Annotated in this window: 10 protein-coding genes; 9 read left to right on the top strand and 1 reads right to left on the bottom strand. The window is 62.8% G+C overall.

Translation table 11 applies throughout. The annotated features are described in order from the left end of the window. Positions 1-6 precede the first annotated feature (6 nt). From scpB to GEV01_RS12670, 9 genes are all read left to right on the top strand, one after another. Positions 7-786, top strand: coding sequence for an SMC-Scp complex subunit ScpB (scpB, locus tag GEV01_RS12710; RefSeq protein WP_152804772.1), 780 nt, complete (start codon positions 7-9; stop codon positions 784-786). Beyond that, positions 773-2,983: a pseudouridine synthase gene (locus GEV01_RS12705; protein WP_152804770.1), complete on the top strand. Its 2,211-nt coding sequence runs from the start codon at positions 773-775 to the stop codon at positions 2,981-2,983. The genes scpB and GEV01_RS12705 overlap by 14 nt, the downstream gene beginning before the upstream one ends. A gap of 287 nt (positions 2,984-3,270) precedes the next feature. Next, a complete protein-coding gene (rimP, locus tag GEV01_RS12700; protein ID WP_152805689.1) occupies positions 3,271-3,759 on the top strand; it encodes a ribosome maturation factor RimP in 489 nt (162 codons plus the stop codon). Further along, positions 3,756-5,321 carry a transcription termination factor NusA gene (nusA, locus tag GEV01_RS12695; protein ID WP_008445733.1) on the top strand — a complete coding sequence of 522 codons (1,566 nt, stop codon included), beginning with the start codon at positions 3,756-3,758 and terminating at the stop codon, positions 5,319-5,321. The genes rimP and nusA overlap by 4 nt, the downstream gene beginning before the upstream one ends. A 46-nt stretch (positions 5,322-5,367) precedes the next feature. Continuing rightward, positions 5,368-8,235, top strand: coding sequence for a translation initiation factor IF-2 (infB, locus tag GEV01_RS12690; protein ID WP_152804768.1), 2,868 nt, complete (start codon positions 5,368-5,370; stop codon positions 8,233-8,235). A gap of 77 nt (positions 8,236-8,312) precedes the next feature. Then, complete coding sequence (gene rbfA, locus GEV01_RS12685; protein ID WP_070267413.1) at positions 8,313-8,729, top strand: 30S ribosome-binding factor RbfA; 417 nt, start codon at positions 8,313-8,315, stop codon at positions 8,727-8,729. A gap of 13 nt (positions 8,730-8,742) precedes the next feature. Beyond that, on the top strand, positions 8,743-9,666 hold the full coding sequence (gene truB, locus GEV01_RS12680; protein WP_152804766.1) for a tRNA pseudouridine(55) synthase TruB: 924 nt from the start codon (positions 8,743-8,745) through the stop codon (positions 9,664-9,666). 116 nt (positions 9,667-9,782) lie between these two features. Then, positions 9,783-11,615 (top strand): translational GTPase TypA, encoded by a 1,833-nt coding sequence (gene typA / locus GEV01_RS12675; RefSeq protein WP_152804764.1) that lies wholly within the window; start codon positions 9,783-9,785, stop codon positions 11,613-11,615. A gap of 148 nt (positions 11,616-11,763) precedes the next feature. Further along, a complete protein-coding gene (locus GEV01_RS12670; RefSeq protein ID WP_328595505.1) occupies positions 11,764-14,001 on the top strand; it encodes a DUF3141 domain-containing protein in 2,238 nt (745 codons plus the stop codon). Here the strand turns inward: GEV01_RS12670 and GEV01_RS12665 are convergent, their stop codons facing one another. Continuing rightward, positions 14,002-14,457 (bottom strand): GNAT family N-acetyltransferase, encoded by a 456-nt coding sequence (locus GEV01_RS12665; RefSeq protein ID WP_152804762.1) that lies wholly within the window; start codon positions 14,455-14,457, stop codon positions 14,002-14,004. Positions 14,458-14,498 lie beyond the last annotated feature (41 nt).

The following is a 14,498-nucleotide window of genomic DNA, read 5'->3' as shown; positions in this document are numbered from 1 at the left end:
ATTGCTATGGATACAGCAGAGGCTAAAAGAGTCCTCGAAACCGCTTTGCTATGCGCTCGTGAGCCATTGTCGATCCACAGTCTGAAAAAGCTGTTTGTCGAGGTGGACGATCAAGACAGGCCGCGCGGTCCCGGAGTCGGTTCCGATACGATCAAGGAATTGCTCGAAGAATTAAGGCTGGACTGGGCCGGCAAGGGCGTTGAAGTGATCAGCCTGTCGACCGGCTGGCGCTTCCAGAGCCGCCCCGAGATGAAGCTGTATCTCGACCGGATGAACCCGGAAAAGCCGCCAAGATATTCGCGGGCGACGCTGGAAACGCTGGCCATCATCGCCTACCGCCAGCCTGTCACGCGGGGCGATATTGAAGAAATACGCGGCGTCGCCGTCAATTCGCAGACGATCAAGATGTTGGAAGACCGGGGCTGGGTAGACGCCATCGGTTATCGCGACGTCGTCGGCCGCCCGGCTTTGCTGGGCACCACCAAGCAGTTTTTGGATGATTTGGGCTTGAATTCGCTGTCCCAGCTGCCTCCTTTGCAGCAAATCAGCGATGCGCAGGGAGGCGGTCCGGACATGGAAGCGCTGGAAGCAGCCCTGCAGGAAAACTTTGACAAAGCGGCACACCAAGCCGCGCAACAACCAGATGGTACGGATAGCGAGTTGCCAGTGGCCGAAGCAGAAGCCGCGACTAGCCCGGAAGCCGGCCAGCAAGCACAAACACAACCCGCGCCAGATGTAACGGTTGACGCTGAGCACAACCAAGAAACGAATAATGAACAATCCTAATTCCCCAGAGACAGTCAACGACGTAGCGCCGGCCGAAGTGGCCGCCAAGCCTAAGCGTCGCACCAAAGCCCAGATCGAAGCCGATGGCGAGGCGCATGCGCCGAGCGCTGCCGCGTCCGGCGATGCGCCAGTCGCCGCCAAGGCCAAGCGCAAGACCAAGGCTGACGCCGAAGTCGCCGCCGCCGATGCGCCGGCCCCAGTGAAGAAGCCGCGCGCCAAGCCGGCCGCCAAGTCCGCCGATGCAGCCGTTACCGCTGAAGCCGCGCCGCAAGCCGCCGCGCCAGCCGCAGCCGCCGATGCGCCAGCCAAGGCGCCACGCGCCAAAAAGCCAGCCGCCGCACCAGCCGCCGACGCCGCACCAGCAGCCTCTGCGGCAGCTCCAGCCCCAGCAGTCGAAGCGCAAGCCGCTCCTGCCGAAGCCGGCGAGCGCGCAGAACGTGGTCCGCGCGGTCCACGCGGTCCGCGCCAGATGCGCGAACAGCGCGCCGCCCGCCAGGCCATGATGCCGCGTCCGGAACCGGTCGTAGCCGCCGATGGCGAAGCCGCTCCGGCAGCCGACGGCGCCGCTCCAGCCGAAGGTGGCAAGCCACGCCACGAGCGCGGTCCACGCGCCGATGGCCAGCGCAACGGCAAGAACGGCAAGGGCAAGAACGGCAAGCCACGCAACGGCCAGAACGCCGGCGGCAAGCCGAACGACGCGGATGCAGCATTCTCCTACGTCACTTCGGACGCCTTCGACAGCGACGAGCCATCCAAGGGCCGCCACGCCGCGCCGAAAGCCGTGCGCCGCGACCTGACCTCCGACGACGACGCGCCCAAGCTGCACAAGGTGCTGGCCGAAGCCGGCCTGGGTTCCCGCCGCGACATGGAAGAACTGATCGTTGCCGGCCGCGTGTCGGTCAACGGCGAGCCGGCCCACATCGGCCAGCGCATCTTGCCGACCGACGCTGTGCGCCTGAACGGCAAGCTGATCCAGCGCCGCGTCAGCAAGAAGCCGCCGCGCGTGCTGGTGTACCACAAGCCTGCCGGCGAAATCGTCTCGATGGACGATCCGGAAGGCCGTCCATCGGTGTTCGATCGCCTGCCGACCATGAAGGCTGGCAAATGGCTGGCCGTCGGCCGCCTGGACTTCAACACCGAAGGCCTGCTGCTGTTCACGACCTCCGGCGATCTGGCCAACCGTCTGATGCACCCGCGCTACCACATCGACCGTGAATACGCGGTGCGTACGCTGGGCGTGCTGGAAGAAGGCATGCGCCAGAAGCTGCTGGCCGGCGTCGAGCTGGAAGACGGCCTGGCGCAGTTCTCCAAGATCGCCGACGGCGGCGGCGAAGGCATCAACAAGTGGTACCGCGTGATCATCGGCGAAGGCCGTAACCGCGAAGTGCGCCGCATGTTCGAAGCGATCGGCCTGACCGTGTCGCGCCTGATCCGTACCCGCTACGGCGCGATGACCTTGCCAAGCAGCCTGAAACGCGGCCGCTGGGAAGAGCTGGAAGAAAACACCGTGCGCGACATGCTGGCCGCCTACGGCGTCGATAAAAAAGGCGGCGACGCGCCTGCCGCCCCGCGCGGCAAAGGCCCGCAGCAAGCCAAGCCGGCCCAGAACAAGGGCCCGGAAAAGCGTCCGCAACGCGGCCGTGATGCCGAGCGCGACGATCGCGACTTCGACGATGACGACGAGGACGATCACGACGAACCGAACTTCAACCGCGCCGACGTCAGCAACGCCAACGCGATGCCGTTCGCCAAGGGCCCGCGCGGCAATGGCCGTGGCCAGGGTGGCTTCGGCGGCGGTCAGGGCCGCCCAGGCGGTGCTGGTGCCGGCAATGGCCGTGGCGGCCAGGGCAGCGGTCGTCCGGGTGGTGCTGGTGCGCAGACGTCCGGCCGTCCAGGCGGCCGTCCGCAAGGCATCGGCGGTTACGCCGGCGGCCGTCCGCTGGGCGAAGGCCCGGCGCGTCCGCAAGGCCAGGGTGGCCGTCCGCAAGGTCAAGGCCAGGGGCGTGCCCAGGGTGGCGGCCAGGGTGGACAAGGGCAGGGCGGCGGCCAATCGGCCAAAGGCCCGAGCCGCGGTCCACGCCAGCCGGATCCATTGCAAACCACTTTCGGTTTCGGTAATGCCGGCGCACCGCGCCGCAACCAGCCGCCGCGTGGTGGCGCCATCGATCACGGCATGCCGCGTCGCCGCAAGGGTTAAGGCAGTCAACTTGCAAAACGGGGCGCAAGCCCCTGTTTGTAAGGCTTCTGGCCTTGTATGAACTGTTGTAAGCCTGCTTTTCCGCCCCGTGCGGCATTGCAGCGGAAAGCATATAAGGTTATAATAACCAGCCTAGTAAAAGTTCTTCGCAGGGTACATCCCTGAGAATGCTTTCATCTGGCTGAGTATTACAAGAAGATGGGCAGATGCCCATTTTTTTTTTGGTGAACCGTTTTGAACGGTCTGTTTTTGATAAGTTGGAAACAGGCCTTGATCTGGAGAATTTCTTGCAGCTGCCGGAATTAATTGAAAAGACCGTTGCCGGTCTGGGCTATGAGCTGGTTGATGTCGAACGGGCCGAGCGCGGACTGCTGCGCGTCTTTATCGATTTCAGCGCAGCCGACGCCGAAGAAAAAGGCCCGATTACCGTAGAAGATTGCGCTACGGTCAGCCACCAGCTGTCGCACGTGCTGACGGTCGAGAACGTGAATTACGAGCGTCTCGAAATCTCGTCGCCAGGGCTGGATCGCCCGGTGCGCAAGCTGGAAGACTTCGTGCGTTTTGCCGGTTGCGAAGCAATCGTCAAACTGCGCACCGCAATGCCGGGTACGAACAACCGGAAATCGTTCCAGGGGATTCTGCAAGAACCCCAGGGCGATAATTTGTCGTTGGAATTTGAAAGCAATGATGGTCCGGCGCTGTTGGAGTTTACGCTCGCCGATGTGGATAAGGCACGCTTGGTGCCACAGGTGGTTTTTAAGGGACGCAAAGCATGAGTCGCGAAGTTTTGTTATTGGTAGACGCGCTGGCGCGTGAGAAAAACGTCGATAAAGATGTGGTTTTCGGCGCGTTGGAGTTCGCGTTGGCGCAAGCCACGAAGAAACGCTATGAAGGTGAAGTCGATATCCGCGTTTCGATCGACCGCGAGTCGGGTGAGTTCGAATCCTTCCGCCGCTGGCACGTCGTGCCTGATGAGGCAGGTCTGCAACTGCCTGACCAGGAAATCCTGCACTTCGAAGCCAAGGAACAGATTCCGGACATCGAAGTGGACGACCACATCGAAGAGCCTATCGAATCCGTCGAGTTCGGCCGCCGCTTTGCGCAAGACACCAAACAGGTCGTCCTGCAGCGCGTGCGTGACGCCGAGCGCGAACAGATCCTGGTGGACTTCCTGGAGCGCGGCGACTCGCTCGTGACCGGCACCATCAAGCGCATGGAACGCGGCGACGCGATCGTCGAGTCGGGCAAGATCGAAGCCCGCCTGCCACGCGACCAGATGATCCCGAAAGAAAACCTGCGTATCGGTGACCGCGTCCGCGCCTTCATCCTGCGTATCGACCGCAATATGCGCGGCCCGCAAGTGATCCTGTCGCGTACCGCTCCAGACTTCATCATGAAGCTGTTCGAGCTGGAAGTGCCGGAAATCGAGCAAGGCATGCTGGAAATTAAATCGGCGGCACGCGATGCCGGCGTCCGCGCCAAGATCGCCGTGTACACGGCCGACAAGCGCATCGACCCTATCGGCACCTGCGTCGGCATGCGCGGTTCGCGCGTGCAGGCTGTCACCGGCGAGCTGGGCGGCGAACGCGTCGACATCGTGCTGTGGTCCGAAGACCCGGCGCAATTCGTCATCGGCGCGCTGGCTCCGGCCAACGTTTCGTCGATCATGGTCGATGAAGAGAAGCACGCGATGGACGTCGTCGTCGACGAAGAAAACCTGGCAATCGCCATCGGTCGCTCCGGCCAGAACGTGCGCCTGGCTTCCGACCTGACCGGCTGGAAGATCAACATCATGACGGCCGAAGAATCGGCCGACAAGGCAGCCCAGGAAACCGCGGCAGTGCGTGCACTGTTCATGGAAAAACTGGACGTCGATCAGGAAGTCGCCGACATCCTGGTGGAAGAGGGCTTTGCCAGCCTGGAAGAAATCGCTTACGTGCCGATCTCCGAAATGCTGGAAATCGAATCGTTCGACGAAGATACCGTCAACGAACTGCGCACCCGCGCCCGTGACGCCCTGGTCACCGAAGCGATCGCTTCGGAAGAAGGCCTGGAAGGCATGGACGAGGCGCTGGTCGGTCTGGAAGGCATGGACCGCATCACCGCAGGCAAGCTCGGCCTGGCTGGTATCAAGACTGTAGAAGCATTTGCTGCACTGGCTTACGACGAATTTGGCGCCATCCTGGCCCTGTCCGCCGACCGTGCACGAGAACTGATTAAGAGTGAATTTGAAGATGTGACCGACGATGAGATGAAGTTGGTTGACTCAAAGTACGACGATCGTGCCAAAGGCTTGCAAGCCAAGGCATGGAGTCTTGCCGAATCCGCAAAGGCTTAATTTGAGTATCTTTATCATCTCCGCGACACATAGAAAAGAGGACTGAATGGCGAGTAACAACGTAGCCCAATTTGCCACCGAACTGAAGATGCCTGCAGATTTGCTGCTGACGCAGCTGCGTTCTGCCGGCGTCGAAAAAAGTTCGACGTCAGATCCATTGTCGAAAGATGATAAGGATAAGCTGCTTGATCACTTGCGCCGTACCCACGGTGCATCGGCTGATACCGAAAAGAAGAAGATCACGCTGACGCGCAAAGAAACCACTGAAATCAAGCAGGCCGACGCCAATGGCAAGGCCCGCACGATTCAGGTCGCTGTGAAGAAGGTACGCACCTTCGTCCAGCGCGACGAGCCGGTAGCCGCCGCGCCGGTGGCGCCTGCCGCCCCGGTGGTGGACGCCGCTGAAGTCGCTCGCCGTGAAGAAGAAGCACGCAAGCAAGCGGAACTGATCGCACGTCAGGAAGCGGAACTGCGCGAGAAGCAAGAGCGCCTGGCCAAGCTGGAATCGGAAAAGGAAGCGCAGGCTAAAGCCACCGCCGCCGCCGAAGCCGAAGCCAAGAAGGAAGCCGACGCCGAAGCGAAGAAAGCCGCCGTCAAGGCCGCTGCCGCTGCGACCGCCGTAGCCGCTGGCGCCGCGCCAGCCGCGACCGACACCGCCGCCGAAGAAAAGAAAAAAGCCGCTGCCGAAGAAGCCAAGAAGAAGGCCGCCGCCGCCGCCAAGGAAGCCGCCGACAAAGCGGCCGCCACCGAGCTGGCACGCAAAGCCGTGGCTGACGAAGTAGCACAGATCAAGGCCATGATGAACGCGCCACGCCGCGCCATCAAAGCCCCTGAACCAGCGCCTGCGCCGGTCAAGGCCAAGGTTGCCGAAGGCACGCTGCACAAGCCAGCCACCGGCGCCGTCGCCAAACCTGGCGACAAGCCAGGCGACAAGAAGCCTGTCAGCGCGGACAAGAAGTCGATCAAGTCGGCCAATGTCTCGTCGACCTGGCAGGACGACGCCAAGAAACGCGGCGCACCTGGCAACACCGCCAACAAGGGCCGTGGCAACACCGGTTCCGGTGGCCGTGACGGCTGGCGCAGTGGTGGCAAGGGCGGCCGTCGTGGCTCGCACGCCGATGACCGCGAAACCAATTTCCAGGCGCCGACCGAAGCCGTCGTCAAAGACGTCTACGTGCCGGAAACCATCACCGTGGCCGAACTGGCGCACAAGATGTCCGTCAAGGCTTCCGAAGTCATCAAGCAACTGATGAAGCTGGGCCAGATGTGCACCATCAACCAGGTGCTGGACCAGGAAACCGCGATGATTCTGGTCGAGGAAATGGGCCACAAGGCCTTCGCCGCCGAGATGGACGATCCGGAAGCACTGCTGGCCGACCAGGGTGAGCACGCTCACTTCGAGTCCGTGCCGCGCGCACCGGTCGTTACCGTCATGGGTCACGTCGACCACGGTAAAACCTCGCTGCTGGATTACATCCGCCGCGCCAAAGTGGCGTCGGGCGAAGCCGGCGGCATTACCCAGCACATCGGCGCGTACCACGTGGACACCCCACGCGGCACGATCACCTTCCTGGATACGCCGGGTCACGAAGCCTTTACGGCGATGCGTGCCCGCGGTGCGAAAGCAACCGACATCGTCATCCTGGTGGTGGCAGCCGACGACGGCGTGATGCCGCAAACCAAGGAAGCTATCGCTCACGCGAAAGCGGCCGGCGTGCCTCTGGTGGTGGCGATCAACAAGATCGACAAACCGGGCGGTAACGTGGACCGTGTGACGCAAGAGCTGGTCGCAGAACAAGTGGTGCCGGAAGAATACGGTGGCGAATCGCCATTCGTGCCGGTATCGGCCAAGACCGGCGAGGGCATCGACGCCCTGCTGGAACAGGTGCTGCTGCAAGCCGAGGTGCTGGAACTGAAAGCCCCGATCGATGCGCCTGCGCGCGGTCTGGTGGTTGAAGGCCGTCTGGACAAGGGCAAGGGCCCGGTCGCGACCGTGCTGGTTCAGTCCGGTACGCTGAAGCGCGGCGACGTGATCCTGGCTGGCTCCTCCTTCGGCCGCGTTCGCGCGATGCTGGACGAGAACGGCAAGCCGATCAACGAAGCCGGTCCTTCGATCCCGGTCGAAATCCAGGGTCTGACCGAAGTGCCGCAAGCCGGTGAAGAAGTCATGGTCATGGCGGACGAGCGTAAAGCCCGCGAAATCGGTCTGTTCCGTCAAGGTAAGTTCCGCGACGTGAAACTGGCCAAGCAGCAAGCCGCGAAGCTGGAAAACATGTTCGACCAGATGGCCGAAGGCGAAGTCAAAAACCTGCCGCTGATCATCAAGACCGACGTGCAGGGTTCGCAGGAAGCGCTGGTTGGCTCGCTGCAAAAACTGTCGACCTCCGAAGTGCGCGTACAAGTCGTGCACGCAGCGGTCGGCGGCATCACCGAATCGGACGTCAACCTGGCGGTCGCTTCGAAAGCGGTCATCATCGGCTTCAACGCCCGTGCCGATGCACAGGCGCGCAAGCTGGCCGAGTCGAACGGCGTGGACATCCGCTACTACAACATCATTTACGATGCGATCGACGAGATCAAATCGGCGTTGTCGGGCATGCTGGCGCCAGAGAAGCGCGAGACCGTTATCGGTCAGGTCGAGATTCGCCAGGTTATCCTGGTCTCGAAAGTCGGCGCGATTGCCGGTTGCCTGGTCACCGATGGCGTGGTCAAGCGTTCGTCCTCGGTACGCCTGCTGCGCAACAACATCGTGGTGTGGACCGGCGAGATCGACTCGCTCAAACGCTTCAAGGACGACGCGAAAGAAGTACGCGCCGGTCTGGAGTGCGGCTTGTCGCTGAAGAACTACAACGACATCCAGGTGGGCGACTCCCTGGAAGTGTTCGAAGTTCAGGAAATCGCCCGTACGCTGTAAGCCCAGGCGCACAGGCAGCAATAAGGTAAAGTGGACGGGGGCATCAGCTCCCGTCCACTTGCCGTTTATGGAATATCATGGCAAAACATAGCAAAAACATCCCGCAGCGCGGTCAGCGCGTGGCGGATCAGATCCAGCGCGATCTGTCTGAAATCATCGCTTTCGAGTTGAAAGACCCGCGCGTCGGCATGATCACCATCACCGAAGTTCAGGTGACGCCGGACTACGCGCATGCGAAGATCTTCTTCACCATGCTCAAGGACAGCAAAGAGCAGGTCAAGCAAACCGTCGACGGCCTGTCCGCCGCGGCCGGCTACATGCGCGGCCAGCTGGGCAAGCGCCTGCACATCCACACGCTGCCGGCACTGCACTTCGTGCACGACACCTCGACCGCGCGCGGCATGGAACTGTCGGCGCTGATCGACCAGGCCAACAGCACCCGCTCGCTGGACGACGACCAGGCACCGGCCGAAGAGAAGAAGGACGGCGAGTAAGCACGCTGCACCGATGAAGCAAAACCATCCTAAAAAAGTCCGCGACCTGGTCGACGGCGTGCTGCTGCTCGACAAGCCGGTCGGCTTTTCCAGCAACGACGCGCTGATCAAGGCCAAGCGCGTGCTCAACGCCAAGAAGGCCGGCCACACCGGCACCCTCGATCCCTTCGCCACCGGCTTGCTGCCGCTGTGCTTTGGCGAGGCCACCAAGTTCTCGCAGGACTTGCTGGAAGCCGACAAGACCTACGAAACCACGGTCCACCTGGGCCAGACCACCGACACCGGCGACACCGAAGGCGAAGTGGTGGACAGCCGCGACGTCAACGTCACGCTGGAGCAGATCCACGCCGTGCTGGAAAAATTCCGCGGCCCGATCGCCCAGGTGCCACCCATGTATTCGGCGCTGAAGCGCGACGGCAAGCCGCTGTACGAGTACGCCCGCGCCGGCATCACGCTGGAGCGCGAAGCGCGCAACGTCGTCATCCACAAGCTGGAGCTGGTGTCCTACGAGGCGCCGTTCCTGAAGCTGGTGGTCACGTGCAGCAAGGGCACCTACATCCGCGTGCTGGGCCAGGACATCGGCGAAGCGCTCGGCTGCGGCGCCCACCTGAACGCGCTGCGCCGCACGCAAGTCGGCCCGCTGACCATGGACGGCATGCTGACGCTGGAACAGCTGACCGCGCACGCAGCGCCGCTCAGTCTGCTGGCGCCGGTCGATGCGCTGCTGGCCAGCTTCCCGGCCGTGCGTCTGAACGCCGAACTGGCCAAGCGCTTCCTCAACGGCCAGCGCCTGGCGCTGGGCAAGGAGCCGGTCGAAGTGCCGGCCGAGCAGGGCAGGGTGCGCGTCTACCTGGACGCCAAACTGCTGGGCACCGCCATCCTCGGCGAATACAGCATCCTGGCGCCGGAGCGGCTGATCGCCTTCACGCCCGAATAGCAACTCTTTGAAAATATTCAGGAAGCCGGCGAGATAGTTGCAACGCAACATGCTATACTAGCCGGCTTCTCGTACAGTACGTACGTGCCCGCAGTTTTTCAGCATATAAAATCATCATGTCTACTACAAAACGCGCAATTCGTAATATCGCCATCATCGCCCACGTTGACCACGGTAAAACTACCCTGGTGGATCAGCTGCTGCGTCAGTCCGGCACCTTCCGTGAAAACCAAGCGGTCGACACCCGTGTCATGGACTCGAACGACCTGGAAAAGGAGCGCGGCATTACGATTCTGTCGAAGAACTGCGCTGTTGAGTACGAAGGCACCCACATCAACATCGTCGACACCCCAGGCCACGCCGACTTCGGCGGCGAAGTGGAGCGTGTTCTGTCGATGGTTGACTCGGTTCTGCTGCTGGTCGATGCCCAGGAAGGCCCGATGCCACAGACCCGTTTCGTGACCCGCAAGGCACTGGCCCTGGGCCTGAAGCCTATCGTCGTGGTCAACAAGGTCGACCGTCCTGGCGCGCGCGCTGACTGGGCGATCAACCAGACCTTCGAACTGTTCGACAAGCTGGGCGCTACCGACGAACAACTGGACTTCCCTATCGTTTACGCTTCGGGCCTGAACGGCTACGCCGGCCTGACCGAAGACGTACGTTCGGGCGACATGAAGCCGCTGTTCGACGCCATCCTGGAACACGTGCCAGTGCGCGACGACAATCCAGAAGGCCCGCTGCAGATGCAAATCACGTCGCTGGACTACTCGTCCTACGTCGGCAAGATCGGCATTGGCCGCGTCAACCGTGGCACCGTCAAGGTCGGCCAGGACGTTCTGGTCATCAATGGCCCAGGCGCCACCCCGATCAAAGGCCGCATCAACCAGGTGCTGAACTTCAAGGGCCTGGAGCGCGTGCTGGTGAACGAAGCTGTTGCCGGCGACATCTGCCTGATCAACGGTATCGACGAAATCGGCATCGGTTCGACGCTGTGCGCGGTGGACACCCCTGAAGCGCTGCCTATGCTGACCGTCGACGAGCCTACCCTGACCATGAACTTCATGGTCAACAACTCGCCACTGGCCGGCCGCGAAGGCAAGTTCGTCACCTCGCGCCAGCTGCGCGACCGTCTGGACAAAGAACTGAAAGCCAACGTTGCTCTGCGCGTTGCTGCAACCGAAGACGACACCACGTTCGAAGTATCGGGCCGTGGCGAGCTGCACCTGACCATCCTGATCGAAAACATGCGTCGCGAAGGTTTCGAGATGGCTGTATCGCGTCCACGCGTTGTGTTCAAAATGGTTGATGGCGTGCGCCACGAGCCGTTCGAACAACTGTCGGTTGACGTTGAAGAAGCCAACCAGGGCGGCGTGATGGAAGAACTGGGCCGTCGTCGTGGCGACCTGCAGAACATGGAATCCGACGGCAAAGGCCGTGTGCGTCTGGAATACAAGATCCCAGCGCGCGGCCTGATCGGCTTCCAGGGCGAATTCATGACCCTGACCCGCGGTACCGGCCTGATGTCGCACGTGTTCGACGAATACGCGCCAGTGGACAACAGCAAGGGCGAACTGGGCGGCCGTCGCAACGGCGTGCTGATCTCGCAGGACGACGGCGCCGCTGTTGCCTACGCTATCTGGAAACTGCAAGATCGCGGCCGTATGTTCGTGGTCCACAACGACCCAGTGTACGAAGGCATGATCATCGGTATCCACTCGCGTGACAACGATCTGGTCGTCAACCCGATCAAGGGCAAGCAGCTGACCAACGTGCGTTCGTCGGGTACCGACGAAGCAGTGCGCCTGGTGCCGCCTATCCAGATGTCGCTGGAGTACGCTGTCGAATTCATCGACGACGACGAACTGGTGGAAATCACCCCGAAATCTATCCGTCTGCGCAAGCGCTTCCTGAAAGAGCACGAGCGTAAGAAGGCATCGCGCGAAGCGTAATACCTGCTTGGCGACAGCATACAAATTAAACCGCAGCTTCGGCTGCGGTTTTTTTTCGTCCGTCCGTCCGGCGTTGAATTCGTTTGCGTTTTCCTTGTCGCCGGGTTATTTTGGTGCATGGCAGCATAACCCGCATGGAGGAAGTTCCGTGAGTGACGATAAGACTAACCCGTGGCCGCAATGGCCCGGAAATCCGTTTGCGCTGGCCCAGCAGGCGACCGATTACTGGGTCGATGCCTGTCAGCGCAGCGTGCTGTTCATGGATGTGCTGCGCCAGCGCGGCGACGAGCGCAACCACCGCGCCGAGCAGACCGCGCCGCACGTGCTGAGCTTTGCATTCGAAGTCATCCTCGACGGCCGCCACCTGGCGCGGCCGGTCAATTACGGCCTGCTGTACATCGCGCCGCCGGACGGCGTCGCGCCCGATCCCACCAAGCGTCCCTTCATCGTGTTCGACCCGCGCGCCGGCCACGGCCCCGGCATCGGCGGCATGAAGCACGACAGCGAAATCGGCGTGGTGCTCAAGGCCGGCCATCCCTGCTACTTCGTCGGCTTCCTGCCGCAGCCGGTGCCCGGCCAGACCATCGAGGACGTGTGCCGCGCCGAGGCGCAGTTCATCGCCAAGGTGGCCGAACTGCACCCTAAGGCCGACGGCAAGCCTGCGCTGATCGGCAACTGCCAGGCCGGCTGGCAGATCATGATGACCAGCGCCCTCAATCCCGACCTGGTCGGCCCGCTGGTGCTGGCCGGTGCGCCGCTGTCATACTGGGCCGGCGTGCGCGGCAAGAATCCCTTGCGCTACCTGGGCGGCGTGCTCGGCGGCACCTGGATGACGGCGCTGGCGGGCGACCTGGGCAACGGCATTTTCGACGGCGCGCAACTGGTCGCCAACTTCGAAAAAATGAATCCGTCCAACACGCTGTGGAGCAAGAACTACAACGTCTATTCGAAGATCGACACCGAGGCGCACCGCTTCCTGGAATTCGAGAAATGGTGGGGCAATCCGGTGCTGCTGAACGCCGGCGAAATGCAGTACATCGCCGACTCGCTATTCGTCGGCAACCGCCTGAGCGACGCCGCGCTGATGGACAGCAATGGCCACCGCATCGACCTGCGCAATATTAAATCGCCGATCGTGGTGTTCTGCTCGTGGGGTGATGACATCACGCCGCCGCAGCAGGCGCTGGGCTGGGTGCTGGACCTGTACGAGGACGACGCCGCGCTGGTGGCGGGCGGCCAGACCATCATCTATTCCATGCACCAGAGCATAGGCCACCTGGGCATCTTCGTTTCCGCCTCGGTCGCCAACAAGGAACACGAGGAATTCACGGCGGCGATGGACATGATAGACATCATGCCGCCAGGCTTGTACGAGGCGGTGTTCCTCGACAAGGATGAGGAAATGCTGCAGGCGGAAATCGCTTCCGGCGACATGGCTGCAGGCGACTACGTGATGCGCTTCGAGCGCCGCAACCTCAATGCGCTGCGCGCGTTGGGCGGCAACGATATCGAGGACGAACGCCGCTTCGCCACCGTGGCCCGCGTCTCGGAAATCAACACCGGCCTGTACCAGACTTTTGCCAGTCCGCTGGTCAAGGCCATGGTGACGGAGTCCGGCGCCGAGCAGCAGCGCGAAGCCCATCCGCTGCGGCTGCGCTACCGCATGTTCTCAAGCAAAAATCCTCTGCTCGACGGCATACCGGCGATGGCCGAGAAGGTGCGCGCCGAGCGCCGTCCGGTGGCGGAGGACAATGTCTTCATGCAGATGCAGGAGGCGATGTCGCAGCAGATCGTCGACTCGCTGGACCGCTATCGCGACCTGCGCGACCAGGCCACGGAAAACATCTTCCTCGGCGTGTACGGTTCGCCGCTGCTGCAGGCGCTGGTGGGCCTGCGCACCGACGGCGGCCGTCCGCGCCGCATCGGCCGGGACATCGCGCGCGAGGCGGCGCTGAACGCGCACCGCGCGGCGGCCGCGCTGAAGACGGCGGAGGGCGGTGTCACGGAGGCCATCATCCGCGGCCTGCTGTACATCTACCGCAGCCCGGAGATGAGCGCGGCCGACGAGCGGGCCTTCGCCACCATCCGCCAGCTGCGCCTGCGCACTTCGGACGACCAGGAGTTGAGCGTCACGCATTTCAAGACCATCCTGCGCGAGCAGTATCTGATGCTGCAGGTGGACGAGGAGGCGGCCATCCGCGACCTGCCGCTGCTGCTGCCGGAAGCGCCGGAAGCGCGGGCGACGGCGCTGGGTATCGTCCGCCAGGTGGCGGGCGCGACGGGCACGCTGAGCGGCGACGGCGCCGTCAGGCTGGAGCGGGTCGCCGCCATGTTTGCGCCGCTGTCGCCCAAGCTGGCGGTGGTGCGCAAGAAAACCAAGGCCTGATCAGCTGGCCAGCGGTTTGCGCATGAAGACGCTGAGCGGATCGTCGCGGTAGTCGCCGTACGGCCCGCAACGTTCGAAACCGTGGCGCTCGTACAGGCCCAGCGCTTCCGGCTGGGCCGGGCCGCTTTCCAGCGTCAGCTGCGGACAGCCCTGTTCGCGTGCCGCCCCTTCCAGCAAGTCCAGCAGTCCGCGCGCCAGGCCTAGTCCGCGCGCGGCCGGCTGCACATACATGCGCTTGATCTCGCCGTATTCCGGCGTCAGCACCACGGCGGCGCAGCCGACCACGGCGCCCGCCGCGTCGCGCGCGACCGCGAAGCGCACGTGCGGCTGCATCAGCGACGGCAAATCCAGCGCATACACGGACTCCGGCGGATACAAGCTCAGCTGGTAGGCGTCGAGGTCGGCGATGAGGGCGATGACTTCGGGCTGGTCGGGGGATTCGAAAGCGATCGGCATGGCGGCGATGGACAGTTTAGTGGATGGAATAATCCAGTATA

The sequence above is a fragment of the Rugamonas rivuli genome (genome assembly GCF_009380165.1).
GTDB lineage: Bacteria > Pseudomonadota > Gammaproteobacteria > Burkholderiales > Burkholderiaceae_D > Rugamonas > Rugamonas rivuli.
Note: the sequence above shows the minus strand (reverse complement) of the source record. Positions and strands in the feature narration are given on the sequence as shown.

Bases quoted from the DNA above. Each gene is read 5' to 3' on its own strand.
- scpB (WP_152804772.1), top strand. From the start codon at position 7: ATGGATACAGCAGAGGCTAAAAGAGTCCTCGAAACCGCTTTGCTATGC.
- rbfA (WP_070267413.1), top strand. From the start codon at position 8,313: ATGGCAAAACATAGCAAAAACATCCCGCAGCGCGGTCAGCGCGTGGCG.
- nusA (WP_008445733.1), top strand. From the start codon at position 3,756: ATGAGTCGCGAAGTTTTGTTATTGGTAGACGCGCTGGCGCGTGAGAAA.
- infB (WP_152804768.1), top strand. From the start codon at position 5,368: ATGGCGAGTAACAACGTAGCCCAATTTGCCACCGAACTGAAGATGCCT.
- GEV01_RS12705 (WP_152804770.1), top strand. From the start codon at position 773: ATGAACAATCCTAATTCCCCAGAGACAGTCAACGACGTAGCGCCGGCC.
- GEV01_RS12665 (WP_152804762.1), bottom strand. From the start codon at position 14,457: ATGCCGATCGCTTTCGAATCCCCCGACCAGCCCGAAGTCATCGCCCTC.
- typA (WP_152804764.1), top strand. From the start codon at position 9,783: ATGTCTACTACAAAACGCGCAATTCGTAATATCGCCATCATCGCCCAC.
- truB (WP_152804766.1), top strand. From the start codon at position 8,743: ATGAAGCAAAACCATCCTAAAAAAGTCCGCGACCTGGTCGACGGCGTG.